This window comes from Streptomyces sp. NPDC088745 (assembly GCF_044751045.1).
In the GTDB taxonomy this organism is placed as follows: domain Bacteria; phylum Actinomycetota; class Actinomycetes; order Streptomycetales; family Streptomycetaceae; genus Streptomyces; species Streptomyces cremeus.
Genome location: NZ_JBIVLB010000012.1, coordinates 164,232 through 187,498, shown reverse-complemented (window position 1 = coordinate 187,498; position 23,267 = coordinate 164,232). Strand labels below are relative to the sequence as shown.

At 73.6% G+C, this 23,267-nt stretch carries 21 protein-coding genes; 14 read left to right on the top strand and 7 right to left on the bottom strand.

Annotated features, from left to right (window positions below):
* Positions 1-33 precede the first annotated feature (33 nt).
* Entirely contained in the window at positions 34-1,746 is a 1,713-nt protein-coding gene (locus ACIP93_RS27870; RefSeq protein ID WP_401762795.1) for a PHP domain-containing protein, read from the bottom strand.
* A gap of 297 nt (positions 1,747-2,043) precedes the next feature.
* On the opposite strand from ACIP93_RS27870, the gene ACIP93_RS27865 reads away from it, so the two are divergent.
* A complete protein-coding gene (locus ACIP93_RS27865) occupies positions 2,044-3,447 on the top strand; it encodes a hypothetical protein (RefSeq protein WP_401762792.1) in 1,404 nt (467 codons plus the stop codon).
* A 183-nt stretch (positions 3,448-3,630) separates the two neighbouring features.
* On the opposite strand, the gene ACIP93_RS27860 is transcribed toward ACIP93_RS27865, so the two are convergent.
* The gene (locus tag ACIP93_RS27860; RefSeq protein WP_401762789.1) at positions 3,631-4,851 is read right to left on the bottom strand and encodes an FAD-dependent monooxygenase; all 1,221 of its coding nucleotides are present in this window, start codon (positions 4,849-4,851) and stop codon (positions 3,631-3,633) included.
* 576 nt (positions 4,852-5,427) lie between these two features.
* Between ACIP93_RS27860 and ACIP93_RS27855 the strand changes: the two genes are divergently transcribed.
* The 8 genes from ACIP93_RS27855 to ACIP93_RS27820 are packed head-to-tail and all read left to right on the top strand — an operon-like array spanning position 5,428 to position 14,939.
* On the top strand, positions 5,428-6,609 hold the full coding sequence (locus ACIP93_RS27855; protein WP_401762786.1) for a glycosyltransferase: 1,182 nt from the start codon (positions 5,428-5,430) through the stop codon (positions 6,607-6,609).
* On the top strand, positions 6,609-8,081 hold the full coding sequence (locus tag ACIP93_RS27850; protein WP_401762783.1) for a sugar transferase: 1,473 nt from the start codon (positions 6,609-6,611) through the stop codon (positions 8,079-8,081). Before ACIP93_RS27855 ends, ACIP93_RS27850 begins: the two co-directional genes overlap by 1 nt.
* Entirely contained in the window at positions 8,082-9,509 is a 1,428-nt protein-coding gene (locus ACIP93_RS27845) for an O-antigen ligase family protein (protein ID WP_401762780.1), read from the top strand.
* Entirely contained in the window at positions 9,506-11,170 is a 1,665-nt protein-coding gene (locus ACIP93_RS27840; RefSeq protein ID WP_345219285.1) for a lipid II flippase MurJ, read from the top strand. The genes ACIP93_RS27845 and ACIP93_RS27840 overlap by 4 nt, the downstream gene beginning before the upstream one ends.
* Positions 11,160-11,972: a polysaccharide deacetylase family protein gene (locus ACIP93_RS27835; protein WP_380836454.1), complete on the top strand. Its 813-nt coding sequence runs from the start codon at positions 11,160-11,162 to the stop codon at positions 11,970-11,972. The genes ACIP93_RS27840 and ACIP93_RS27835 overlap by 11 nt, the downstream gene beginning before the upstream one ends.
* On the top strand, positions 11,969-13,105 hold the full coding sequence (locus ACIP93_RS27830; protein WP_401762775.1) for a glycosyltransferase: 1,137 nt from the start codon (positions 11,969-11,971) through the stop codon (positions 13,103-13,105). Before ACIP93_RS27835 ends, ACIP93_RS27830 begins: the two co-directional genes overlap by 4 nt.
* On the top strand, positions 13,102-13,788 hold the full coding sequence (locus ACIP93_RS27825; protein ID WP_401762772.1) for a lipopolysaccharide biosynthesis protein: 687 nt from the start codon (positions 13,102-13,104) through the stop codon (positions 13,786-13,788). Before ACIP93_RS27830 ends, ACIP93_RS27825 begins: the two co-directional genes overlap by 4 nt.
* A 5-nt stretch (positions 13,789-13,793) precedes the next feature.
* On the top strand, positions 13,794-14,939 hold the full coding sequence (locus ACIP93_RS27820) for a GNAT family N-acetyltransferase (RefSeq protein ID WP_401762769.1): 1,146 nt from the start codon (positions 13,794-13,796) through the stop codon (positions 14,937-14,939).
* A gap of 100 nt (positions 14,940-15,039) precedes the next feature.
* Here the strand turns inward: ACIP93_RS27820 and ACIP93_RS27815 are convergent, their stop codons facing one another.
* Positions 15,040-16,311 carry a glycoside hydrolase family 26 protein gene (locus tag ACIP93_RS27815; RefSeq protein WP_401762766.1) on the bottom strand — a complete coding sequence of 424 codons (1,272 nt, stop codon included), beginning with the start codon at positions 16,309-16,311 and terminating at the stop codon, positions 15,040-15,042.
* 297 nt (positions 16,312-16,608) lie between these two features.
* On the opposite strand from ACIP93_RS27815, the gene ACIP93_RS27810 reads away from it, so the two are divergent.
* Positions 16,609-17,079 carry a tyrosinase family oxidase copper chaperone gene (locus ACIP93_RS27810; protein WP_401762763.1) on the top strand — a complete coding sequence of 157 codons (471 nt, stop codon included), beginning with the start codon at positions 16,609-16,611 and terminating at the stop codon, positions 17,077-17,079.
* Positions 17,080-17,097: 18 nt separating this feature from the next.
* Positions 17,098-17,958: a tyrosinase family protein gene (locus ACIP93_RS27805; protein ID WP_401762760.1), complete on the top strand. Its 861-nt coding sequence runs from the start codon at positions 17,098-17,100 to the stop codon at positions 17,956-17,958.
* Between the two features lie 105 nt (positions 17,959-18,063).
* Here the strand turns inward: ACIP93_RS27805 and ACIP93_RS27800 are convergent, their stop codons facing one another.
* Entirely contained in the window at positions 18,064-18,333 is a 270-nt protein-coding gene (locus tag ACIP93_RS27800) for a chaplin (protein WP_345219292.1), read from the bottom strand.
* Positions 18,334-18,618: 285 nt separating this feature from the next.
* On the opposite strand from ACIP93_RS27800, the gene ACIP93_RS27795 reads away from it, so the two are divergent.
* On the top strand, positions 18,619-19,290 hold the full coding sequence (locus ACIP93_RS27795) for a hypothetical protein (RefSeq protein ID WP_401762757.1): 672 nt from the start codon (positions 18,619-18,621) through the stop codon (positions 19,288-19,290).
* A gap of 70 nt (positions 19,291-19,360) precedes the next feature.
* Here the strand turns inward: ACIP93_RS27795 and ACIP93_RS27790 are convergent, their stop codons facing one another.
* From ACIP93_RS27790 to ACIP93_RS27780, 3 genes are all read right to left on the bottom strand, one after another.
* Complete coding sequence (locus ACIP93_RS27790) at positions 19,361-20,554, bottom strand: GDSL-type esterase/lipase family protein (protein ID WP_401762754.1); 1,194 nt, start codon at positions 20,552-20,554, stop codon at positions 19,361-19,363.
* A 256-nt stretch (positions 20,555-20,810) separates the two neighbouring features.
* On the bottom strand, positions 20,811-21,095 hold the full coding sequence (locus ACIP93_RS27785) for a hypothetical protein (protein ID WP_401762751.1): 285 nt from the start codon (positions 21,093-21,095) through the stop codon (positions 20,811-20,813).
* Between the two features lie 380 nt (positions 21,096-21,475).
* A complete protein-coding gene (locus tag ACIP93_RS27780; RefSeq protein WP_401762748.1) occupies positions 21,476-21,898 on the bottom strand; it encodes a VOC family protein in 423 nt (140 codons plus the stop codon).
* A 158-nt stretch (positions 21,899-22,056) separates the two neighbouring features.
* Between ACIP93_RS27780 and ACIP93_RS27775 the strand changes: the two genes are divergently transcribed.
* Positions 22,057-23,040: a helix-turn-helix transcriptional regulator gene (locus ACIP93_RS27775; RefSeq protein WP_401762745.1), complete on the top strand. Its 984-nt coding sequence runs from the start codon at positions 22,057-22,059 to the stop codon at positions 23,038-23,040.
* 57 nt (positions 23,041-23,097) lie between these two features.
* Positions 23,098-23,247, top strand: coding sequence for a hypothetical protein (locus ACIP93_RS27770; protein ID WP_401762742.1), 150 nt, complete (start codon positions 23,098-23,100; stop codon positions 23,245-23,247).
* The last annotated feature ends 20 nt before the right edge of the window (positions 23,248-23,267 follow it).

The window sequence follows — 23,267 nt, the reverse complement described above, 5'->3', positions numbered from 1 at the left end:
GAGACGTCGGCTGCCGGTGTCGCGCCGCCCCTCTCACCGCACGTCCACGAACACCGGGTTGGTGTAGAGCCAGGTGTCGAGCCACGGGTTGCCCTTGCCCGGCTCGTGCGGCAGCGGACCGTGCGGGTCGACGCCCGCCCCGAGGAAGCCCTTGCCGTGGCGCCTGCCGTCGCTGCCGCGCAGCCGTACGTAGCACGATCCGTCCGCGCGCCCGAGCGGAATGCGCAGGGTGTACGTGCCCCGGCGGCCCGACACGTCGGCGGTGCGGACGACCCTGGTGTCCGGGGCGTGCCAGTCGTCGCGGTCGGCGGCCGGGCCGCGCACCGCGCCGCGGATGACGTCGAGGTGTTCCAGGCGCGGCAGCACGCCGTACGGATTGCGGCGGGACGCCGCGGTCACCGTGACCGTGAGGGTGATCCGTTCGCCGCGCCGCGCCCGCAGCCTGCCGCCGAGGGTGGCGCTGCCGCCGCGCTCGCCGCGCACCTTGACGTCGATGCCGTCGACGAGGTGACCGTGGTCGACCCAGACCCGGCCGGCCCGCAGTCCCGCCATCACGTCCCGGTAGCCGTACCGGGTGACTCCCACGTGCGTACGGCTGAACTGGCCGGGCCAGAAGTCGCCGCCGGGCTGCGGTTCGGCGGTGTCGTACGGGTCGGGGAGGCGGCCGGTGCTGTCGAAGTCCTGTCCCGGGGGCCAGGCTCCGTTGGCCCAGGTGTCCTGGGCGACCCGGTGGACGTCGGAGTTGGAGGTGATGGTGAAGAGTTTGCCCTCCGCCAGCATGGCGTCCCACAGGCCGCCGACGGTCGCGGTCGCCCAGTCGAAGCCGCCGTAGGTGACGTAGGCCTCGCGGGGGTAGCCGGGCCAGGAGTCGGCGGAGGGCGAGTTGGTGTACTCGCCGCGGACGTTGGTGTCGGCGTGCCAGCCCGGGATCGCGCCGGCCTGGGCGCCGGGGGCGCCCTCCATGCCGATCATGATGTCGGGCGCGGCGTCGCGCCAGCCGCGCAGCTCGTGCGGCGAGTCGATGCCGAGCCGCATGGGGTGGTTGGCCAGGACGAGCACGTCGTCGACGTACCGGGTGCGACGCTGTTCGGCCAGCCACTTGAGGGCCTTGACCGCGTGCGCCTCGTTGCGCGGGGTGTCGGGGTGCGCCGGGGCGCCGGCCGTGTAGCCGAGCAGCTTGCCGTCGAAGGCTCTCTCGAATCGGGTGAGCAGATCGACCTCGTGCCGGCCGGGCGGCGAGAAGACGGTGCAGTGCTCGGCGCCGGGGATGTACCACTCCAGGCCCTGGAAGATCAGCATGCGCCTGTTCTCGGCGCGTGCCCGCAGGATCTCCCGATGCTCCCGCGCGGCGCCGAACTCGGCGTGGCCGACGTTGCTGTGCTCGGTGAAGACCATCCAGTCGAGCCCGAACTTCTGCCCGGCCCGGGCCAGTTGGGAGAACGTGTACTTGGCGTCATGGCTGTAGACGGAGTGGTTGTGGTGGTCGCCGACCAGATAGACCAGGTCGGGGGCGCGACCCTGCCCTCCGCGCCCGTGCCCCCCGTCGCCGTGCCCCCCTCCGGGGCCGTGCCCCCGGGACCCGGGCCCCCGCCCGTCGGCCAGTGCGGCCGACGGCAGCGACGCGGCGGCGAAGGCCGCGCCGAACAGGCCGGCGCGGCGCATCAGCCCCCGGCGGCTGACCGCCTGCGGGTCGAGCGACTCCGCGGGCACCTGGGGGTCGGCCCATTCGGGTACGGGGTGGGACATGCGGCGGATCTCCTCGGTGCGGGCGGCGGCGGTCCGTGATTCGGAGGACGCCACCTGGAGGATCTCCGCACTCCGCAACCGCCCGGTGAACCGCGGACTAACGGAAGGGGGCCTTCCGTTAGTCCGTTGAACGGAAGCCGACGGGCCCGTTCACCACCGGAGCCGCCGACCCGGCCGTCAGCTTTTACTCCCGTGTGCTGGACGGCCGCCGCGGGCACAATGGCCGGGAAGGCACGGGGAGCACGAGCGGCGGGGGACGTGCGGGATGGCCGGACGCGTGTGTACGGCGGTGGACCGATGACCGTCTATCCGATCAAATGCCTGCCGCCCGGGGCGCTGCCCGCAGGCGGCGTGCCGGCCTGGTCCGTGGACGGGGGAGGGGACGTCACCCGGTCCGTGGCCGGAAGCGGCGTCGGCGGCTGGCCCGTGGCCGACGCCGAACGGTGGCGGAGGGCGCGGGTCCCCGCCGTGCTCGCCCCGGCCGTGGGCGGCTGGATCGTGGCGGCCCTGGTGGCGGCGGCGTACGTCCTGCTGTTCGGCCTCTCCTCCACGTCCGCGGTCTGGCACGGCGGGCCGGGGGAGGGCACCGACTGGCTGCGGTACCCGGGGATCGTCCTGCTGACCGCCCTGCCGTTCTGGTACCGGTACGTTCCGGTCGCGGCCGTTCCGGCGGCCCTGGCCGTCGCCGTGGAGGCGGGCCTGTCCCTGGCCGGGTCCGGCGCTGCGGACCAGTCGGCGCGGGCCGGAGAGCTGGTCGTCCTCGCCGCCTGCGCCGTCACGGTCACCGGCGGCGGCCTGCGGCTGCGGGCCCGGCGCCGGCAGCGCGCCCTGGCCCTCGCCGCCGCGGGACGACGCCGCTTCCCGCTGCCCGACGGCACTCCGGAATCGGACGGACACCGCGGCCACCGGCACGTCTACCTCGGGCTGGTGCTCTGCCTGGTCGCCGCCGGCATCCTCACCGAGGGCCTGTTCGGGGAACCGACCGGTTCCGGCGTCCCCTACGACGCCGTCGGACAGCAGCGCGTCGCCCTGGTGCTCCTGGTGGCCGGTACGACCTTCTACGGCCACGGCCAGCTCGCCTACCTGGCGGCCCGGCGGCTGCACGGTGAGCCGCAGCCGGCCCTCGTCGTGGGCGTGCGGGAGGGGGCGGACGGACGCCGCTGGGTGTGCGCGGACGCCCGCACCGGCTCGGCGGCCCCGCTGGTCGCGTTCGTCGCCCGCAAGGGCGACACCTGTGCCTTCGCGCGGTCGCTGGGCAGCGGCTCGGCGTACGCGGTGGGCAACGGACACCACGACATCGACCCGAAGCACGAGCCCTTCGAAGCGCTCCTGTACGGCACTCCCGTGGAGGGCGACGAGGTCGTCCTCCTGCACGCCTGCGCCGAATACCACCGCCCCGACGAGATGGGGCAGATGTACGCGACCGTGTCCGCTGTCGCGCTCCGCCCGGACCGCCGCCACCGGCTCGGTCCGTGGCAGCCGGCGGACGGCCCCGCCCGGCAGCGCGAGCGGCTCCGCGAGGCCCAGGAGCGGGCGGAGCGCCACCGGGCGGCACAGCGCGAGGCGGCGGAGCGCCGCCGGAACGCACCGCGCGGTGGCTCGTGGACCCGCTCGACGGGCAGCGGCAGCAGCTCCGGCGGGGGCGGCTGCGGCTCCGGTTGCGGGTCGGGCGACGGCGGCGGCTGCGGGGGCGGCGACTGAGCGGCGGCGGGCCGGTGGGACGCGGGGCGACCGCGCCGGACGTACGGACGGGGCCCGAGTGGCTGTCGGGCCCCGTCCGTGCCCGACCCCCGGGGGAACGGTCCGGCGGTCGCGCACCCGGTCAACGACCGGCGAGCGGAAACGTTGCTGCACTTCTCCCCGCCGACCCGGGCCCTTCACGGCTCATGCGGAGGCGCGCTGCTTTCCCCGCTGTTTCTGCGCCGCGCGTGCGAGGCGGGACCCCAGCCAGCGCTTGCAGCCGCGCATCGCCGGGAGACGGCCCGCGGTGCGGTCGAGGTAGTAGTAGAGCTGCGGCGGCACGTGCGGCAGCAGGGGGGAGTGCCGCTGGCCGAGCAGGGCGAACATCTGGGACGGCGGAAGCCGGAGGTAGCGCGGGAGGTTCTCGTACCACTGGGCGCTGAGGCGGGCCGCGCTCTGTGCCGCGAGGAGGGCGGACTTGCGCCGTTGCTCGTACCCGCGCAGGGCGGCCTCGGTCGTCGGCTCCCTGAGCACGGCGGCGGCGAGCTCGACGGCGTCCTCGATGGCCAGGGTGGTTCCCGCGCCGATCGAGTAGTGCGTCGTGTGGGCGGCGTCGCCCAGCAGCACGAGGTTCCCCCGGTGCCACCGCTCGTTCGTCAGCGTCCGGAAGGTCTGCCAGCGGGTGCGCCCGTCGGCTTCCGCGCGGCCGATCAGCCGGTGGCCGTCCAGCGGCTTCGCGAACAGGGCCGCGAGGAGTTCCAGCGCCTCGCCCTCGTTCGCCGAGTCCAGTCCGAGGCCGCGGTGCGTCTCGGGCGAGCACTCCACGATGAAGGTGCTGCGGTCCGCACCGAACCCGTAGGCGTAGCACCAGATCCAGCCGTGCGCCGTCTCCACGAAGCTGAAGGTGAACGTGTCGAACCGCTTCGTCGTGCCGAGCCAGACGAAGGTGTTGCGGCCGCCGACCGCCGTGGGGCGGAAGTGGCCGGCGAAGCGCTCCCGCAGCGCGCTGTGGACGCCGTCCCCCGCGACGACCAGATCGGCGTCGGGGAGGGGGTCCTCCGGGGACCACTCCCGCTCGAACTCGACGCGGACGCCGAGTGCGGCGGCCCGCCGGGCGAGGATCTCCAGGAGACGATGACGGCTGATGCCGAACCCGCGGTCGCCGTCGTGCACGGTGGTGCGGTCCCCGACATGGGCGGTGCCGCCCCGCCAGCAGACCGAGCCCGCCCGGATGCTCTCGGCGCTCTCGGGGTCACAAGCTCGGAGCGTGTCGAGCAGTCCGTCCCAGTACGTCACTCCCCAGCCGTACGTCGAACCGGCCGCGTCGCGCTCGTAGACGGTGACGTCGTGAGCCGGGTCCTGCCGTTTCATCAGGATCGCGAAGTACAGGCCGGCGGGACCTCCGCCGACGCAGACAACCCTCACACGTGCTCCCGTTGGGATTCATTGCGACGACGGTGACATTTTGCCGCCGCAGATTAGCAGGCGGGTGTACCGGGCCGGAGGAGAAACACGCGGGGGCCGAGGTTTTGTCCCTCCTGCCCGACGGAGGCATTCGCTCACGCGTACGAGACTGTCCGCCGAATGGTAGTCAAAGAAGTTTTCGACCGGGTGTATTCGCACGCCTGAGGTGACTTCATATGGGCCGTCTGAGAATGTGCACTCCTATTTTCTTTTTCCGACCGAACCTGGAGTGCGGCCCATGCGAAGACCAGCACGCGTCCGCTCGTTCGCCGACTCGGGCACGCCGGGCCGGTCGTGCAATTCCCCCGACGAAAGCAGGACGTTCCACTGACCGCGCGGTTCCTTCTCGTCCCGCGCGGATCCGCCGGAGAGCCGGCGGGGAAATCAGGCGTGAGTTCCACCGTTCCTTGCGGCCATCAGAAGTAGTTATGGGACCGGGAGTGGTTCCGGCTCCTGAGGGCGGCTGCCGAACCGCCCCGGGACTGACGCACAGTTCCTTTCCGATTCGATTCAACTTCACGTACGAAAGGGCTGCCCGTGTTGCAGAAGAATCGGGCCGGGGGCCGTCCGCTGACGGTCCTCCACCTGGTGCAACCGGTGGACGGCGGGGTCGCGCGGGTGGTCGTCGATCTCGTCGGGTCCCAGGTCGGCAAGGGGGTGCGCGCACTCGTGGCCTGTCCGCCCGAAGGGCCGCTCGCCCGCCAGGCGGCCGCGGCCGGGGCGGAGGTGCTGCGCTGGCCCGCCGGGCGCGCGCCCGGCCCCGGGCTGGTGTCCGAGGTGCTGACCGCCGCCGGGCTGATCCGGCGGAGCGCTCCCGACGTCCTGCACGCGCACAGCGCCAAGGCGGGCCTCGCGGGCCGGCTCGCGGCGCGCGGCCGGGTGCCGACGGTCTTCCAACCGCACGCGTGGTCGTTCGACGCGCTGGAAGGGCGCTCCGCGGCCCTGGCCCGCCGGTGGGAGCGCTACGGCGCGAGGTGGAGCACCGCCATCCTGTGCGTCAGCGAGGCCGAACGGCGCGTCGGCGAAGCGGCGGGCATCGTGGCCCGCTGGTCGGTCGTCCGCAACGGCGTCGACCTCGGCCGGTTCGGCGCCGACGGCGGCACGGGGGGCCGCGCGGCAGCCCGCTCCCGCGTGCCGCGGCTCGCCGGGCTCGCGCCCGCCGCTCCGCTGGTGGTCTGCGTCGGCCGTGTGTGCCGCCAGAAGGGACAGGACGTCCTGATGCGGGCCTGGCCGGAGGTCACCCGGTCGTTCCCCGGCGCGCGGCTGGCCCTGGTGGGCGACGGCCCCGACGCCGCGGAACTGCGGGGATCGGCCCCGCCCGGCGTGCTGTTCGTCGGCGCGGTCACCGACACGCGGCCGTGGTTGCAGGCGGCCGACGTCGTGGTACTCCCCTCGCGCTGGGAGGGGATGGCCCTCGCCCCTCTCGAAGCCATGGCGTGCGGAACTCCCGTCGTGGTGACCGACGTCAACGGCGCGCGCGAGAGCCTGCCGCCGGGCAGTGAGCCCCACTGCCTCGTGCCGTCGCAGGAGCCTCCCGCGCTCGCGGCCGCGCTGACCGCGCTGGTGGCCGACCGCGCGCTGCGCGAGGACCTGGGACGGCGCGCCCGGGACCACGCCCGGGCGGCGCACGACGTACGCACCGCCACCGCGGCCGTGCTCGACCTCTACCAGGAAGTCCTCGGCTCGCCCCGACCCGCAACGAGGGAGTGCACCCAGTAATGACGACAGAGAGTGCGCCCGTGCCGCACGCCTCTTCCAACGCGGCCGTTCTCAGCCCGATCCGGCTCCACGAGCCCCGCAGATCCACGCGGCGCCGTCCGGCCGCGCCGTCCCCCGGTACGCCGCGCGGGCACGGCCAGTTCGCCGGTCGGGTCACCGGCGACGTGCTCGCCCTGACGGCCGCCCTGGTGCTGGTTCCGGACCTGAGCAGGCCGTGGCCCGTCATCCTGCCGCTCGTGGCCGGGCAACTGCTGGCACTGGCCTGCCGCGGTCTCTACCGCCCCAGGCTCTCCCCTTCGGCGCTCGCCGAGTTCCCCTTCCTGTTCGGCCTGGCGCTGGTGCAGTGGCTCGTCACCACGGAGGCGCTCGCCGCGTACCACCCGCGGTACGGCTCCGGCTGGGCGGCCCCGGTGTGCGCGGCGGCCCTGCAGGCCGTGCTGGTCTGCGGGGGGCGGGCCGCGACGTACGGCCTGAACCGCCGGTGGGCGGCCCGCCACCCCCAGTCGACGCTCGTCGTGGGCGGCGGCCCGCTCGCCCAGCGCGTCACCGCCGCGCTGCACGAGCACGCCGAGTACGGCATGCGGCCGGTGGGCCAGGTCGACGACCACGCGGCCGAGCCCACCGCGGCGGACGCCCCCGCGCTGCCGGTGCTCGCCACCCCGCAGGACATCAGCCGTGCCGTCGTGCAGGCCGACGTCCGGCACGCCGTCTTCGCCCGCCCCCTCGCGCCCGGTGGGCAGGGCGAGGAGCTCGTCGGGCTGCTCGCCGGTCACGGCTGTCGCCTCTGGGCCGTCGACGGCCCCGCCACGACGTCCGCCGGGCCCGGCACCGCGGTGGGCTCCGACCACCTCTGGGGATTCTCCGTGCGCGCACTGACCCCCCGGGGCGACTCGGCGGCGCAGACCGCCAAGCGGGCGATGGACGTCGTACTGGCCGTCCTCGTCCTGACCCTCGCGGCGCCCGTGCTCGGAGCCTGCGCACTCGCCGTCCGGCTCGCCGACGGCCCCGGTGTGCTGTTCCGTCAGGAACGCATCGGACGGCACGGCCGGCCCTTCCTCCTCCTCAAGTTCCGCACCCTGCGGCCCGTCGACGAGCACGAGTCGGACACCCGCTGGAGCGTCGCCCTCGACCAGCGGATGAGCCCGGTCGGCCGGCTGCTGCGCCGCACGTCGCTCGACGAGCTGCCGCAGTTGTGGAACGTGCTGCGCGGCGACATGAGCATGGTCGGCCCCCGGCCCGAACGCCCCTACTTCGTCACCAAGTTCCGCCAGACCTACCCCGGCTACCAGGCCCGCCACCGGGTGCCCGTCGGAATGACCGGCCTCGCCCAGGTCAACGGGCTGCGCGGCAACACCTCGATCGAGGACCGCGCCCGGTTCGACAACCACTACATCGAGACCTGGTCGCTCTGGCAGGACCTGTGCATTCTGCTGCGCACCGCCACCTCGCTGTTCCGGCACGGAGGCAGTTGAATGAACGTCTCTTCCCCGGCCGCTCCCGCGCCGCGTCCCGCGGTGCCCGCGGCCGTCCTCGGCGCGGCGGCCCGCTGGTGGCCGCTCCTGCCGTTAGTCGTGACCGTGCTGCTGATGGCCGCCCCCGTACGGAGCGAAGGGACGGGCGGGGGTCCGCACGTCTCCCCGGCCGACATCGCGTCGGGAGCCCTGGTGGCCTGCGCCCTGGGCCGGGCGCTGCGCCGCAGACTGCGGCCGCTGACGCCGGCGGCCGCGGTCGTCCTGGGCGCCCCCGTGGTGGCACTGGCGGTCGCCACGGTCACCTCGGCCGATCCGGCCCTGAGCCTGACCGGGTTCGTCCGCTACCTCCAGGTGTTCGTCCTGGTACCGCTGGCGGTGGTCCTCCTGGTCCGGGACGCCCGGGACTTCCGGGTCGTCATCGGCTGTCTCGCCGTGCTCGCCCTCGTGCAGGGCGCGGTCGGCGTCCACCAGTACGTCACCGGAACGGGCGCCTCCTACATGGGGGAGGACATCCGCGCGGTGGGGACCTTCGGGCCCTCGGACGTGATGGGAATGGCCACGGTCGTCGCCTACGGACTGCTCGCCGCGGCGGCCCTCGCGCTGCGCACCTCCCCGGACGCCCCCGCGTGGCTGCGGCCGGCGGCGTCGGCCGCGGCCGTGGCGCTCGTCGTCCCGCTGGCGCTGTCCTTCAGCCGCGGGGCCTGGATCGCCACCGTCGTCGCCGGCGTCGCGGTCCTCCTGCTGGCCGGCCGGCGCCTGGCACTGCGCGCCGTCGCCGTCCTGGTCCCCGCCGCGGTGGTCCTCGTGGCGGGCTTCGGAATCGGCTCGGAGATGATCGCGCAACGCCTCACCAGCATCACCCAGGTCACCGACGCCCCCGACCGGTCCGTCAACGACCGGTACACCATGTGGGCCGCCGCGACCGGCATGTGGCGGGAGCAGCCCGCCGCCGGGGTCGGTCTCAAGGGCTTCCCGGCGCACCGCGACGGGCACGCCTCGATCGGCCTGTCCTCCGGCAGCGACACCGCGGGCGCGGGGCAGGGCTTCCACAAGCAGCCGCTGCTGTCGCCGCACAACATGTACCTGCTCGTCCTCAGTGAGCAGGGCCTCATCGGTCTGACCGTCTTCGCCGGCGGCTGGGCCGCGGTGCTGGTGTGCGGGGCACGCCGCCTGTTCCCCGGCCGGGGGCGGGCGGTGACCGCCGCGGACTGCGGGCTGGCCGCCGTGGGCCTGACGCTCTGGCAGGCCGTCGACTTCCTGTACGCCGACATCGGCGGCCCCTCGACGGTCCTCACCGGCATCGTGTTCGGGCTGGGCGCCCGGTGGGCGCTGGCGGGCCCGGACCGCCGGACGAGCGGCGCCGCCGTACCGGCGCGGGCCCGGGTCGCGGACGCCGCGGCCGGCCGGGAAGCGAGGGCCGCCGGATGAGTGACACCAGAGCCGCCACCGAGCCGCCCGACGAGGTGCGGCCCCCCGCCGCTCCCCCCGCACCCGCCGACGGGGCCGGGCCGCCCCCGCTCGGCCGCCTGCTGGTCCGCGCCGCGTGGGTCACCGCCGCGCTGACCGCGGCCGGTTCACTGCTCGGTCTGGTACGCGACCAGAGCATCGCGCACCTGTTCGGCGCGGGGGTCGAGAGCGACGCCTTCCTGATCGCCTGGACCGTCCCCGAGATGGCCGCGACGCTGCTCATCGAGGACGCGATGGCGCTGCTCCTGGTGCCCGCCTTCAGCTACGCCCTCGCCCGGCGTGCCGCCGCCGTCCCGGACGGCGCCGAACCCGATCCGGTGCGGGTGCTGGTGGCCGCCACCTTCCCCCGCCTCTTCGGCCTGCTGGCCTGCGTCGCCGGGCTGCTGGTGCTCGGAGCGCCCTGGGTGGTGCGCGTGCTCGCCCCGGGTTTCGCCGACCCGCAACTGGCCGTCGACTGCACCCGGCTCACCTCGGTCACCGTCCTCACCTTCGCCCTCACCGGGTACTGCAGTGCGGGTCTGCGCGCGCACGGGCGTTTCCTCGCGCCGGCCGGGGTGTACGTCGCCTACAACATCGGTGTCATCGCCACCATGTTCGCCCTGCACGCCGTGTGGGGGGTGCGCGCCGCCGCCGCGGGGGTGGCGCTGGGCAGCTTGCTCATGATCCTCGTCCAACTGCCGGGATTCGTCCGGCTGGTGGCCCCGGTACGCGCGGCGCGCGGCGCACGCCGGCGGGCCGCCCGGCCCCGCGCCGCGACCGTCCGTCATCTGGGGCTCGCCCTGCTGCTGCCGGTCGTCGCCTTCACCGTCAGCCGGCAGTCCCAGGTACTGGTCGAGCGGTTCTTCGCCTCCGGGCTGCCGGCCGGCGCGATCTCCCACCTGAACTTCGCGCAGAAGGTCGCCCAGATCCCGATGGTGCTGTCCCTGATGATCTGCACGGTCACCTTCCCGGCCGTCGCCCAGGCCATGGCCGGCGGCGACCTGGACCGCGCCCGCCGCCGGGTCGAACGCGACCTGGGGCTGGCCGGGGCCATCGTTCTCCTCGGTACCGCGCTGGTCGTCGGCTACGCCCCGCAGATCATCGAAGTCCTCTTCCAGCGCGGGGCGTTCGGACCGAAGGACACCGCGGCCACCGCCATGGTGATGCGGGTGTACGCGCTGGGTCTCCTCGGCCACAGCCTGGTGGGGGCCCTCGGCCGGCCGTTCTTCTCCGCGGCCCGCCCCACCTGGTACCCGGCCGCCGCCATGGGCACCGGGCTCGCCGTGACCACGCTGGCGGGCGCGCTCGCCGTGGGCGCCTGGGGGGTCTACGGGATCGCCGCGGCCAACGCCGTGGGCATCACCACCACGGCCCTGCTGCTGCTGGCGGGCATCCGCTCGCGGGTCCTCCCCCTGGACGTGCGCGGGGTCAGCCTCGCCATAGCAAGGCTGGCCGTCGCCGCCGCGGTGGCCGCCGCGGCCGGCTGGGCGGCCGCGCCCCTGCCCGACCACCCGCTGCCCAGTCTCCTCGTGGGCTGTGTCCTGGTCCCCGTCGTCTTTGTCCTCACGGGACTGGTGGTCAGGGCCCCCGAAGTCGTCCACCTGCTGGCTCTCATCCGACAGAGGTTCACCCATGACCGCTGACCCGGCTGCCCGGGGCTTCCGCCCGACCAGACCTCCCGCCCCCGCACCGCGGGCCGCTCCTCCGTGGATCCTGATGTACCACTCGGTGGCGGACCCGACCGACGACCCGTACGGCATCACCGTCGCCGCCCACCGCCTCGACCACCACCTGCGCTGGCTGCGCCGTCGGGGGCTGACCGGCGTCGGCGTCGGCGCCCTGCTGCGGGCCCACGCGGCCGGCCGCTCCCGCGGGCTGGTCGGGCTGACCTTCGACGACGGGTACGCGGACTTCCTGCACGCGGCCCTGCCCGCCCTGCGACGGCACGCGTGCACTGCCACGGTCTTCGTCCTGCCGGGCCGCCCCGGCGGGTCCAACGAGTGGGACCCGCTCGGCCCGCGCCGGGCACTGCTGACGGAGAGCGGCATCAGGGAGGCCGCCGAGGCGGGGATGGAGATCGGCTCCCACGGGCTGGTGCACCGCGACCTGACGCGCGCGACCCGCGAAGAACTGCTGGCGGAGACGCGGCACAGCCGGGCCCTCATCGCCGATCTGACCGGCAGGCCGCCCGAGGGGTTCTGCTACCCGTACGGCGTCTTCGACCGCAGGGTGGCCGCCGCCGTGCGCGAGGCGGGCTACTCCTACGGCTGTGCCATCGACCCGGGCCCGCTGACCGGCGTCTTCGCGCTGCCCCGCACCCACATCAGCCAGGCCGACGGCGCCGGGCGCCTCTGGGCGAAACGGCTGCGCCCCCGCCGGGGGCGGCTGACCTCCCTGCCGCCCGCCGTCGCCGCCCGCCCCGCCCAGGTCGGCGGCCGACGGTGAGAGTGCTGCACATCATCACCGGACTCGGCGTGGGCGGCGCCGAACAGCAGTTGCGGCTGGTGCTCCGTCACCTCCCGGTGCACTGCGACGTCGTCACGCTCACCAACCCCGGCCCGGTGGCCGACGGGCTGCGGGCGGACGGGGTGCGCGTCACCCACCTGGGGATGAACGGCAACCGCGATCTCACCGCGCTCCCGCGGCTGGTCCGGCTGATCCGCGCGGGCCGTTACGACCTGGTCCACACCCACCTCTACCGCGCCTGCGTCTACGGCCGGATCGCGGCCCGTCTCGCGCGCGTCCGGGCGAGCGTGGCCACCGAGCACTCGCTGGGGCGCGCCGAGATCGAAGGGCGTCCGCTGAGCCGCGGCACCCGCGCGCTCTACCTGGCCACCGAGCGGCTGGGGGCGGCGACCGTCGCCGTCTCCGGGACCGTCGCCGCACGGCTGGGTGCCTGGGGCGTCCCCGCCGCCCGCATCCACGTCGTGCCCAACGGGATCGACGCCGCCCGGTTCCGCCACGACAGCGCCGGCCGCGCCGTCACCCGTACCGCTCTCGGCCTTCCGCCGGACACCTTCGTGGTCGGCGGGGTGGGCAGGCTCGTGCCGGGCAAACGCTTCGACGTGCTGGTGCGCGCGGTGGCCGCCCTGCCCGGCGCTCACCTCCTGCTGGTGGGCGAGGGCCCCGAGCGCGAAGCGCTGCGCGCCCTCGCGGTGCGGCTCGGAGCAGCCGGACGGGTTCATCTGCTCGGCGAGCAGGGCTCCCCGGCGGGCCCGGGATCTCCCGGCCTTCCCGCCCTGCTCGGCGCCATGGACGTCTTCGTCTCCACCTCGCGCGAAGAGGCCTTCGGGCTCGCCGTCGTGGAGGCGCTGGCCGCCGGCCTGCCGGTGCTGCACGGCCCCTGCCCCGCGATCGAGGACCTGCCCGCGGATCTGGCGCCGGGCGCGGTGCGCATCAGCGGCGAGCCGGACGAACTGACCTCCGTCCTGCGCGCCCACCGGGTTTCCGGAGCCCGTCGGCTGGACCCGCCTCCCGCCGTGGGCCACTACGACATCGCGCGCAGCGCGGCCCACCTCATGGGTGTCTACGCCCACGTCCTTTCCCCCGCCCGGCCGACCGAGAGAACACGCCCATGACCGAGACGCCCGAGCAGCAGAACGCCGCCGCCCCCAAGAGGTTCCCCGGCCGGCGGTTCCTGACCCTGCCGCCGCCCCTGCCCGCCTGGTGGCCGGTGCCCGCCTGCGCCCTCCTCGGCGCGCTGTGCGCGGGCTCCTACGGGATGCTCCAGGAAGCGGAGTACCGGTCCACCGGCTACGTCGTCGCGGCCCCCGAGAAGGACGCCTCGCCCGAAGCGGCCCTCGGTTACGCCCAGGCGTACGGGCGGATCTCCACCAGCGACTCCATGCTCTCGTACGCGAGCGCGACCGCCGGAGTCCCCGCGGCGTCCCTGCGCGCCCGGGTGCAGACGGAGACCTCGCCCGACGCGCCGATGATCGCGATCACCGGCACCTCCGACACCCCTGCCGAGGCCGCCGACATCGCCAACGCCGTGGCCGACGCCCTCCTCGTCAACAGCGGCGGGATGGCGGAGAAGACCGGAGTCAGACTGGTCACCTTCACCCGCGCGGTCGCCCCGCTGGCCTCCTCCTCCCAGCCCGTGCCGCTCACCGCGGCCGTGGGCGCCTGCGCCGGCGGCCTGATCGGCGGAATCCTGCTGCTCGTCCGGCCCCGGCGCCCCCGCCGGACGTCCGCTTCCCCGTCGGTGCCCGCGCCCGCGCACACCACCGACCACCTCGGCACCGAACAGGCACGGGTGTGACGCACATGAACCAGCACACACTGCGGACCACCCTGTGCCGCGACCCGCAGCACTTCGCGCGGCTGCGCACCGAGTGGAACGCACTGCACCGTCGCTGCGCCGCGGCGACCCCCTTCCAGGCCCACGCCTGGCTGAGCTCCTGGTGGCACTCCTACGGCGACCGGGGGCAGTTGCGCGCCGTACTGGTTCGGCGCGGGGACCGGCTGGTCGCCGCGGCGCCGCTGATGCTCGTGCACCGGCCGATGCCGCTGCTCGTCCCCGTCGGCCTCGGCATCTCCGACTACTTCGACGTGCTGGTCGACGACGAGGAGACGGCGGACGCCCTGCGCGCCCTGCGGCACGGCCTGGAGCGGGCCGCGCCGCACGCGGTGATCGACCTGCGGGAAGTGCGGCCCGGGGCGGCGGCCGAGGAACTGTACGAGAGCTGGCCCGGGGCCCGGGACCGTTTCCAGGACTCCACCTGCATGGAACTGCCCGCCTCGCCGATCGACGAACTCACCCGGCGGATGGCGAACAGCCGGGCGCAGCGCGTCCGCGCCAAGCTCCGCAAGATCGACGCACTGGGGATCGAGAGCCGTACGGTCGCGGCGCATGAGGTGCCGGGCGCGGTCGGCCACCTGCTGCGCCTGCACGAACTGCAGTGGCGGGGCAGGGGGGTCAACGTCGAGCATCTGCGGCCGAGGTTCGCCGCGCACCTGGTGCGGGCCGCCGGGCCCATGGTGCGCGACGGCGACGCGGCGATCACCGAGTTCCGGCTGGGCGGAGAGGTCGTCGCCGCCAAGCTGACCGTGCACTCGGGCGGGCTGACCGGCGGCTATCTCTACGGCGCGGACCCGGTGCTCAGGGAGAAGAAGGTCGACGTGACAGCGATGCTGCTGCGCCACGACGCGCACCTGGCGGCGGGCTCGGGCAGCGGTGTGCTCAGCCTGCTGCGGGGTGCGGAGACGTACAAGGACCACTGGCGGCCCCAGCCGGTGGTGAACAGCAGACTGCTGCTGGCCCGGTCGGCCCTCCGGCCGCTCCTGCGGCTGCGCGCGGCACAGGTGGCCTCGCGGGAGCGGGCCGTCAGGACCCTCGTGGAGCGACTGCCCGCCTCGCGTGAATGGCACGCGCGGTGGCAGAGCAGGCAGGCGGACGCCTCCGCGCGCTGAATCCGTCTGCCGGCGGACGCGCGGGGCACCGTGCTTCCCCGGCCCCTCCCGCCCGGCCCCCGCGCATCCGCGGGGGCCGGGCGGGGCCGCACCCGGGCGGCTAGCGGCCCGGGCGCCAGTCCCTCACCGATGCGGGGCAGATCCGCAGGTCGGGCAGCCAGCGCCGCAGCCACTCGTCCGGCTGCCAGGGCAGACACCAGTCGTCCTGGTTCAGCTCGGGCCATTCCGGAACGGTCGGCTTGGGCGGCACCGGTGTCGGCTCGGGCGGCACCGGCGTGGGCTCGGGCGGCACCGGTGTGGGCTTGGCGGTCAGCTTCGCGCGGAACACCTCGGACGACTTCGGGTTCTCGGAGCACTGCCAGACCCCGTGCGGACAGTAGTCCGTGATGGTCTGGTAGAGCGGTTTGTGCTGCGCGATCCAGTCGAGCATGCGCCGCATGTACTCGGGGTTGTCCCCGTTGCGGAAGAGCCCCCACTCCGGGTACGACGTCGCCTTGCCGTGGGCGGCGGCGAAGTCCACCTGGTGCTGGAGGCCGTACGGGGCGCGCACCTGCTCGTCGAAGGTCTCACCGGGCGGCTGGTCGTAGGAGTCCATGCCGATGATGTCGACCACGTCGTCACCCGGGTAGCACTTGGTCCAGGGGACCGCGTCCCGGCCGCGGTTCGGAGCGAAGTCGAAGCGGAACTTCTGGCCGGGGACGGACCGCATGGTGGCGACGATCCCCCTCCAGTACTTCTTCCAGTCCCTCGGGGAGGGCCCGCAGCGGTGGGTGTACGTCGTGCCGTTCATCTCCCAGCCGAGAACGATCACCGTGTCCGGTACTCCCGAGTTCACCAGGTTCTCGGCGAGCCGCAGGTAGTGCTCGTTGAAGTCGCCGCGTGCGCCGGCGCGCAGCAGGGAGCGGACCCGGCGGTCGGAGACGTGGTCCTCGTTGCCCTCCTGCATCGGCACGTTGAGGACGAACAGCCGCTCAGGGGCGCCACGCCGCCACTTCGCCCACGCACGCAGGAACTCGGGCCTGCCCTCGATGTTGGACCAGAGGTCGCCGGGCAGGTACGTGTGGCCGACGGTGAGTTCGGTGCCGCCGAGCCAACGCGACAACTCCTTCATCCGCCGCACACCGGCCGGACCGTAGTGCAGATAGGCCCCGAGAGCGGCGCTCGGCCGTCCTCTCTCCTTGTCGGCGGCGGCCGCCGGAGGACGGGGGTCGGTGTCCGCGGCGGTACGCGTCGCGGACGAGTGGACAGAAGCGCGGGCCGTTCCGGGCGCCTTTTCCACCAGCGGCCCCCCTGCCGCGCTGCCCGTGGCAGCGAACAGGCTGACGGAAATCGCCCCGATCGAAATTGCGGTCAGATTCCGCCGTGCTGCCATGTGCTCCTCCGCGCCGGTGTGTCGTTCATGTTCTTGACACTAGGCAGAAAGTCACACATACACCTCCGTGAGGGTCCGTCAGTAGGACCATTGGTGAAACCCGCGAATACATTCCGGGCCAGTCGGGTGATATTCGGCGCGGCGAGGTCCGTCTCGCCCGGAGTTCTCCCGCCGGGCCGTCCGCCACGTCCGCCTGCCCGCCCGGCACCGGCGGGACCGCCGCCGTCTGGCGAGACCGTTTCGCCGGCCTGTCGTTGACCACTACGGCAACAGGTACGAACGGAATGGAGAACGAGCATGAAGACACCCACGGGGCACGGGGCCGGGCGGCCGGGCACCGCCGCCACGCCCGCCCTGACCGCTCGTCGTGCGGTCCTGCGTACGGTGTTCGGCGCCGGTGTGGTCGCCGGGACCGCCGCGGCGCTCGCACCCGTCGTCGGAAAGAGGGAAGCCACCGCCGGCCCGCACCACGGACCGGCCTTCCCGGCAGCGGGCTTCAGCGAGATGTACCGCGGCCGCCTCATCGAAGGGACGACGCCGAGCGGGCGGGTCAGCCCGCTGGCCGCCCTCGCGGAGTCGGACACCCGGCATCCCCCCGAGGTGCGCGTCGACGGCCGGCCCCTGCACCTCATGAGGTGCGCGGACGGCAGCTACCTGAGCGTGGTGAACCACTACGAGTCGTTCCCGACGCCGCTCGCCGCCGCCCGCGCCGCCGTCGACGACCTGGGGCCCGCCCAGTTGTCCCGGACCCCCCTCCACACCAACTGAGACAGGACGGCCGGCCCGGTGCACACCCGCAAGAACCAGCGGAATCTGAACCGCACAGAGAAGCGCCGCCTGGTTGCCGCACTCCTGGAACTCAAACGTTCCGGCCGCTACGACGAATTCGTGTCCCTGCACGGCGAGTTCTACAACGCCGACGGCGACAAAGGTCCTCGTGCCGCACACATGACCCCGTCGTTCTTCCCCTGGCACCGCCAGTTCCTGCTGGAATTCGAACGAGCCCTGCAGGCGGTCGATCCGAGCGTGTCCGTCCCCTACTGGGACTGGACCACGGACAACACGCCCGCGGCCTCGTTGTGGGCGGAGGACTTCCTCGGCGGCAACGGCAGGACCGCCGACCAGCAGGTGATGACGGGACCCTTCGCCTATGCCAACGGCAACTGGCGCATCAAGGTCTCGGTCACCGAGACCCCCCACCTCACCCGGAAGTTCGGTGGGCGCGGAGGCACGGTGACCCTGCCCACCAGGAACGACGTGGCCCGGGCGCTCCAGGATCCGCTGTACGACGCCGCCCCCTGGGACAGCACCGCGTCCAGGGGCTTTCGCAACAAGATCGAGGGGTGGGCGGCCGACGGGGTCGGCAAGGGGAACAACCACAACCGGGTGCACCAGTGGGTGGGCGGCATGATGCTGGGCGCCACCTCCCCCAACGACCCCGTCTTCTGGCTGCACCACGCGTTCATGGACCTGCTCTGGCAGCGCTGGCAGCAGCAGCATCCCCGCTCCGGCTACCTGCCGGCCGCCCCCCTCCGGGCGGGCGACCCGCAGCGGGGCCGGGTGTACGGCCTGCACGAGAAGATGCCGCCGTGGGACACCACGCCGGCCCAACTGCTCGACCACGGCAACCTGTACCGGTACGCCTGAGGCCGGTGGCGGCCACGGCCCCGCCGCGCGCACGGGCCAACGGCACGGGCCAACGAACGCGGCCTCCCCGACCATGTCGGAGAGGCCGCGGGCGGGAAGCCGGAATCAGCTGCCGTAGCCACCCTCGTGGTGCTCGCCACCGTTCACGCAGGTGTTGCCGAACGCCGGGTTGAGCACCCCGATGACGTTCACCGTGTTGCCGCAAAGGTTGACCGGGACGTTGACGGGAACCTGCACGAGGTTGCCCGACACGACGCCGGGAGAGTTGGCGGCCACGCCCTCCGCGTCGGAGTCGGCCATGGCCAGTCCGGCGCCACTGGCGATGAGGGCACCGGCACCGGCTACCACGACGGCTGCCTGGGCGAAACGTGACATCAGTTCTCCTTCGAAGAAGCGCGGCCGACCGCAGGATTGCGACCGGCACGGTCCTTCAACGCGCGACCCGACAGAGCGGTAACGGCCCCCGCTGAAATCTTCTGGCAGGAAAGCGGCGGGAAAGCGGCGGCCAATGCCGGGGCGGCGGCAGGAAAGCGGCAGACAGCGCCGCGGCAGCGACAGGAAACACGCAAAGGAAAGGAAAGAGGGCCGCGCGCGGACGGAATGTCCCGGCGCGGGCGGCGCCCGCTCCCCGGCCGACGGACAGCCGCAGCCCCCGGTCCGGTGCCGAGGACGGGCCAGTACCCTCGTCAGCACCATGACGAGCAGCTCACCGGCCTCCCCACCGGGCTGCGCCACACGACCACCCCGCAGCAGATCCCGGGCGCGGCGTACGAGGGCGCGGCCTTCACGCTGCTGCGCGCCCTGGACGAACTCCTCACCGCGTGCGGCGTCGACCCCGGCGCGCCGGGAGCGGCGGATCGCCCGCCGCGCCTGATCGGGGGCGGTGCGCGGGGCCGCGCCTGGACCGGCACCGTCCGCCGCCTCTCCGGCCGCCCCGTCCTCCTGCCCGCCGGCACGGAGCCGGTGGCCCACCCCGACCGCTCGTTCGTCACCGTCCTGGGGACGGTGCTCGGCCCCAACGGCATGGACGCGTACGCGGAGGTGCTCGACCAGCAGCCGCAGCCGGTGGCACGCGAACTCGACGAGCTTCCCGCCCACGTGGACGAGCAGGCGCGCCAGAGTCTCGCCGGGCGTCTCGTGCCTCACGTCCGGGGCCTGCGGGCCAGGCACCCCGGGCTGAACGACCTCACTTCGGACGCCCCGCGCGGCCGGCAACATGCCGGTCGCACCATCGGCGCGGCCATCGCCGATCTCTACAACCCGGCCCAGATCGACGTCATGCGGCGGCTCCGTGAGCTCTTGTCCGATTCCGGGCGTGAACCCGGCACGTGACGGGTGGACGCCCGGCGGTGGGCGGCTGCCCGCCGTCTCTCGCACGTCGTGAAGGCCCTCCCCCTGCCGGTCACGGGCGTCCGGGTCGGTCGGCCGTACCGGCGAAGGGTCCGCTGTCCGCGAAGACGAGCCTGGCGAAGTTCTCGCCGATGCGGCGGTGTCCTTCGGGGCTGGGGTGGATTCCGTCCGGCAGGGGGAACTCGTCGTGGTCGCTCTGCCCGTACAGGTCGAGTCCGTCGAGGTAGTGGAGGTGGGGGTCCTCGGCGGCCCGCTGCTCGACGATGTCGGCCAGGACGTCGCGGACGATCGTGAGCGTCAGCCGCCCGGCGGCGGTCTCGGCCGGATCGCCGGTGGCCCTGAACTTCAAGGTTCCACCGGAGAGGTCCGGCATGAGAGGCCCCGGGGTGTTCTCGTGGGTCGGGCACAGGACGGGGGAGACCAGGAGCAAGGGGGTCGCGGGGTGACCTTCGCGGACGGTGTCGAGGAACCCGTGGACGGCGGGGGCGAAGGCGCGCAGGCGCATGGTGTCCCCGTTGACGACGTTGATGCCGAGCTTGAGGCTGATCAGGTCCGCGCGGGTGTCGCGTATCGCGCGGGCGACGAAGGGGTCCACCAGCGCGCTGCCGCTGAATCCGAGGTTGATCAGCTCCACGCCGCCCGCGGAGGCGGCCAGGGCGGGCCAGATGGTGCTGGGGAAGACGGCGTTGGAGCCCTGGCTGATGGAGCTGCCGTGGTGCAGCCACACCCGGCGCCCGGTCCTCGGGGCCGGTTCGACGGGGGCGTCGCTGCGCAGGGCGACGACCTCGGTGATCTCCGCGTGCGGGAGCCAGATCTCGATGTCCTTCTCGCCGACGGGGAGGCCGGTGAAGCGAGCCGTGCCGACCGCGCCCGGGGTGAGTTCCGCGGTCTGGGTCCGCATGTCGGTGACGGTGCGCAGGTTGCCGCCGTCCACCGTGGCCCGGGCGGTGAGGCGGCCGTCGACCAGGAGGTCGTAGACGCCGTCCGGCGGGGCCGGGAAACCCCGGTAGACGCGTTTGGTCGGCAGGGTGTCCAGGCAGACGGTGGTGGCGCTCGTACGGAAGGCCAGCCGGACACCGGAGGGCTGCGTCTCGGCCACGGCCAACTGGTCGTCGGGGATCTGGCGGCGCGCTCGGGCGGGCAACCGGTGCGGCAGCATCCCGTGGGCGGTCGCTTCCACGTCGAGGTGTCCGCGCAGGAAGTCCTCGGTGACGCGGGTGGTGATCAGTTTCTGTTCGGCGCTCATTGCCTCAAGTCTTCTCGCTGGGGTGGGTGGGGTGCTGCCGGGCGGCATCGGGAAGCACAGGGGAGGTGACGCTGCCGGTCAGGGGGTGGTCCGGCTCCGCAACGCGGTGCCGAGGCGGTCCGGGGTCCAGGCCCGGGGCTGCTGTGCGGTGATGTCGGCGGGGCCGAAACGGCTGGCTGCCTTCAGGAGGGCGTATCAGTGGAGGACGACGCTGCTCAGCAGCCGGCCCGCGTGCGTCCGGTCCGGCTCGGCCGGCTCACAACGACGCCGGATCGCCCCCGTCATCTGTGGGTGCCAGGTGCCAGGTGCCAGGTGCCAGGTGCCGGGTGCCGGCCGTGGTGGTCTGCGGGTTGAGCCGGAAGCGCGCTGCTTCGTAGCGGCCGGGATGCGCGCCCTGGCGCAGCCCCGGTAGGTGTTCGCGCCGGTACGTCGAAACGCCGGCCGAGGGCGGACCTTGGCCACCTGGACCGAACCCGGCTTCCTCGGCGAGTTCCGCACCGGCGAGCGTCAGCAGCTCCGGGCTCAGTCCTGCCCGCACCACGGCCATCACCTTCTCTCAGCAGCCTATGGACATCATGCCGCTACCTACACCCTTTAGGCAAAACATGCAGCACTTCAGGTTCTGCTGCACGCTGCTGGAGAGGGAGAGCGTGACGGCAGCGGCGACACCACACGGGTGCTCAAGAGGACGCCGCGAGCGGTGGCACGGAGCGGTGCCACTCTCCTCGTAGCGGCGGAAGCGCGGCACTGACGACCTCGAACGCCACCCCTGCGCATGCCGCCGGGCCGCCCCGGCTTCCGCATCCGTACGGCGCCCCGTTTCCCTTCACTGCCGTATGCCTGTGGTGCCTCCGCCGTCCGGGCCGCCCGTACAGCTCTGGCGGTCCGGACGGCGCAGGCATGTCACGTCGGTCGGTTGCTTCAGGCGTTGTACGGAGCAGTGACGTCCAGGACCCAGGTGATGCCGAAGCGGTCGGTGAGCATGCCGTACAGCGGCGCCCACTGTGCGGCCTCCAGCGGACGCACGACGGTCGAGCCCACGGCGAGCCTGCCCCACAGGGCGCTGATCTCCTCGGCGTCGTCGCCGCGCACGGAGACGAAGAACGGGTTCTCGCCCTGGTTCCAGGGCAGTCGCGAGGGGACGTCGTAGGCCATGATGTGGAAGCCGCCGTCGCCCGTCACCTCGCCCCACATCATCCAGTCCGCCTCGCTCTCGTCCTGCACGGCGCCCGCATCCTTGTAGGTGACCGCGACGACACGTCCGCCGAAGACGGACCGGTAGAAGTCCAGCGCCTCACGCGCGGTGCCCCGGAAGTTCAGGTGGGTGGTGGTCGTGACGGGCATGACCTGCTCCTTGCTCGATGTGGTGGCTGCACCGCTGGTCGCCTCAGCGCCCACGGCGGCTGCCGTGACCAGGGGCGATGCCCCCCGAACGGCTCGTAGGCCACGATGGCAGGGGTAGAGGACAGGAGGTGTCCGGTACTCCGGGGAGTATGGGTGCCATGCACAAGACATCCGCCCGGCTGCTCGCGTTGCTCTCGCTCCTGCAGACGCCCCGTGACTGGTCGGGCGACGATCTCGCCGAGCGTCTCGGCATCACGTCCCGCACCGTGCGCCGTGACATCGACCGCCTGCGCGAACTCGACTATCCGATCAAGACGCTCAAAGGACCGGCAGGCGGCTACCGCCTGGAGGCCGGCACCCGCCTGCCGCCCATGCTGTTCGACGACGGCCAGGCCGTCGCGCTGGCCGTCGCACTGCAGACGGCGGCAGCCGGCACCACCGTCGCCGAGGACGCCGGCCGCGCGCTGGCCACCCTCCGCCAGGTCATGCCGCCCCGCCTGCGCCACCGCATCGACCTGTTGCACCTCACCGCCGTCCAACCGCCCGCGACGGCCGGCGACGCCCACCCGGTCGACGCCCAGGTCCTGACGGACCTGAGCCGCGCCCTCCACGCGCGCGAGGAACTGCGCTTCGACTACGCCCTGGGGCCGGGCGCCTCGGCCGGCGACGTACGCCGTGCGCAGCCCCACCACCTGGTCACCTGGCGCCATCGCTGGTACCTCGTGGCCTGGGACCTCCACCGCGAGGACTGGCGCACCTTCCGCGTCGACCGCATCCGGCCCCGCACGCCCACCGGCCCGCGCTTCACCCCGCGTGACCTCCCCGGGGGCAGTGTCTCCGCCTTCATCACCAGCCGGTTCCGCGGCAACGACGGCACCACCACCGACTGGCCCTGCCGGGGCGAAGTCGTCCTCCGCCTCCCGGCCGCCGAGGTCGCGCCCTTCGCCCAGGACGGAATCGTCGAGGAACTCGGCCCCCGTCACTGCCGGCTCTTCCTCGGCTCCTGGTCATGGACCGGACTCGCCGCCGCCATCGGCCGCTTCGACACCGATGTCGAAGTCATCGCCCCGCCTCAACTGTCCACCGCGTTCGGTGAATTGGCTGACCGCTACGCGCGCGCCGCCCGCACCGCGAGCCCATAGACCGGCCCGGCCCGTCTGTTGTCCGGCCGAAGGGCGGGCAGGCGCGTGCCGGCGGCGGTGAGTCTTGAGCTGCTCGACGACGTGTGCCGTGTCCTCAGTGGCCGCACCCCGGTCGTCGGGGCCGCCGACATGCACGTGGCCGCGCTCGGCGCGCAGATTCGCTCCCTGGAGGTGAGCCGGGCCGTGCTGTCCACCGTGGCGAAATGAGGTCCGATCGTTGAGGAGAC

Bases quoted from the DNA above. Each gene is read 5' to 3' on its own strand.
- ACIP93_RS27775 (WP_401762745.1), top strand. From the start codon at position 22,057: ATGCACAAGACATCCGCCCGGCTGCTCGCGTTGCTCTCGCTCCTGCAG.
- ACIP93_RS27800 (WP_345219292.1), bottom strand. From the start codon at position 18,333: ATGTCACGTTTCGCCCAGGCAGCCGTCGTGGTAGCCGGTGCCGGTGCC.
- ACIP93_RS27825 (WP_401762772.1), top strand. From the start codon at position 13,102: ATGACCGAGACGCCCGAGCAGCAGAACGCCGCCGCCCCCAAGAGGTTC.
- ACIP93_RS27840 (WP_345219285.1), top strand. From the start codon at position 9,506: ATGAGTGACACCAGAGCCGCCACCGAGCCGCCCGACGAGGTGCGGCCC.
- ACIP93_RS27815 (WP_401762766.1), bottom strand. From the start codon at position 16,311: ATGGCAGCACGGCGGAATCTGACCGCAATTTCGATCGGGGCGATTTCC.
- ACIP93_RS27865 (WP_401762792.1), top strand. From the start codon at position 2,044: ATGACCGTCTATCCGATCAAATGCCTGCCGCCCGGGGCGCTGCCCGCA.
- ACIP93_RS27850 (WP_401762783.1), top strand. From the start codon at position 6,609: ATGACGACAGAGAGTGCGCCCGTGCCGCACGCCTCTTCCAACGCGGCC.
- ACIP93_RS27820 (WP_401762769.1), top strand. From the start codon at position 13,794: ATGAACCAGCACACACTGCGGACCACCCTGTGCCGCGACCCGCAGCAC.
- ACIP93_RS27870 (WP_401762795.1), bottom strand. From the start codon at position 1,746: ATGTCCCACCCCGTACCCGAATGGGCCGACCCCCAGGTGCCCGCGGAG.
- ACIP93_RS27810 (WP_401762763.1), top strand. From the start codon at position 16,609: ATGAAGACACCCACGGGGCACGGGGCCGGGCGGCCGGGCACCGCCGCC.
- ACIP93_RS27780 (WP_401762748.1), bottom strand. From the start codon at position 21,898: ATGCCCGTCACGACCACCACCCACCTGAACTTCCGGGGCACCGCGCGT.
- ACIP93_RS27845 (WP_401762780.1), top strand. From the start codon at position 8,082: ATGAACGTCTCTTCCCCGGCCGCTCCCGCGCCGCGTCCCGCGGTGCCC.
- ACIP93_RS27835 (WP_380836454.1), top strand. From the start codon at position 11,160: ATGACCGCTGACCCGGCTGCCCGGGGCTTCCGCCCGACCAGACCTCCC.
- ACIP93_RS27790 (WP_401762754.1), bottom strand. From the start codon at position 20,554: ATGAGCGCCGAACAGAAACTGATCACCACCCGCGTCACCGAGGACTTC.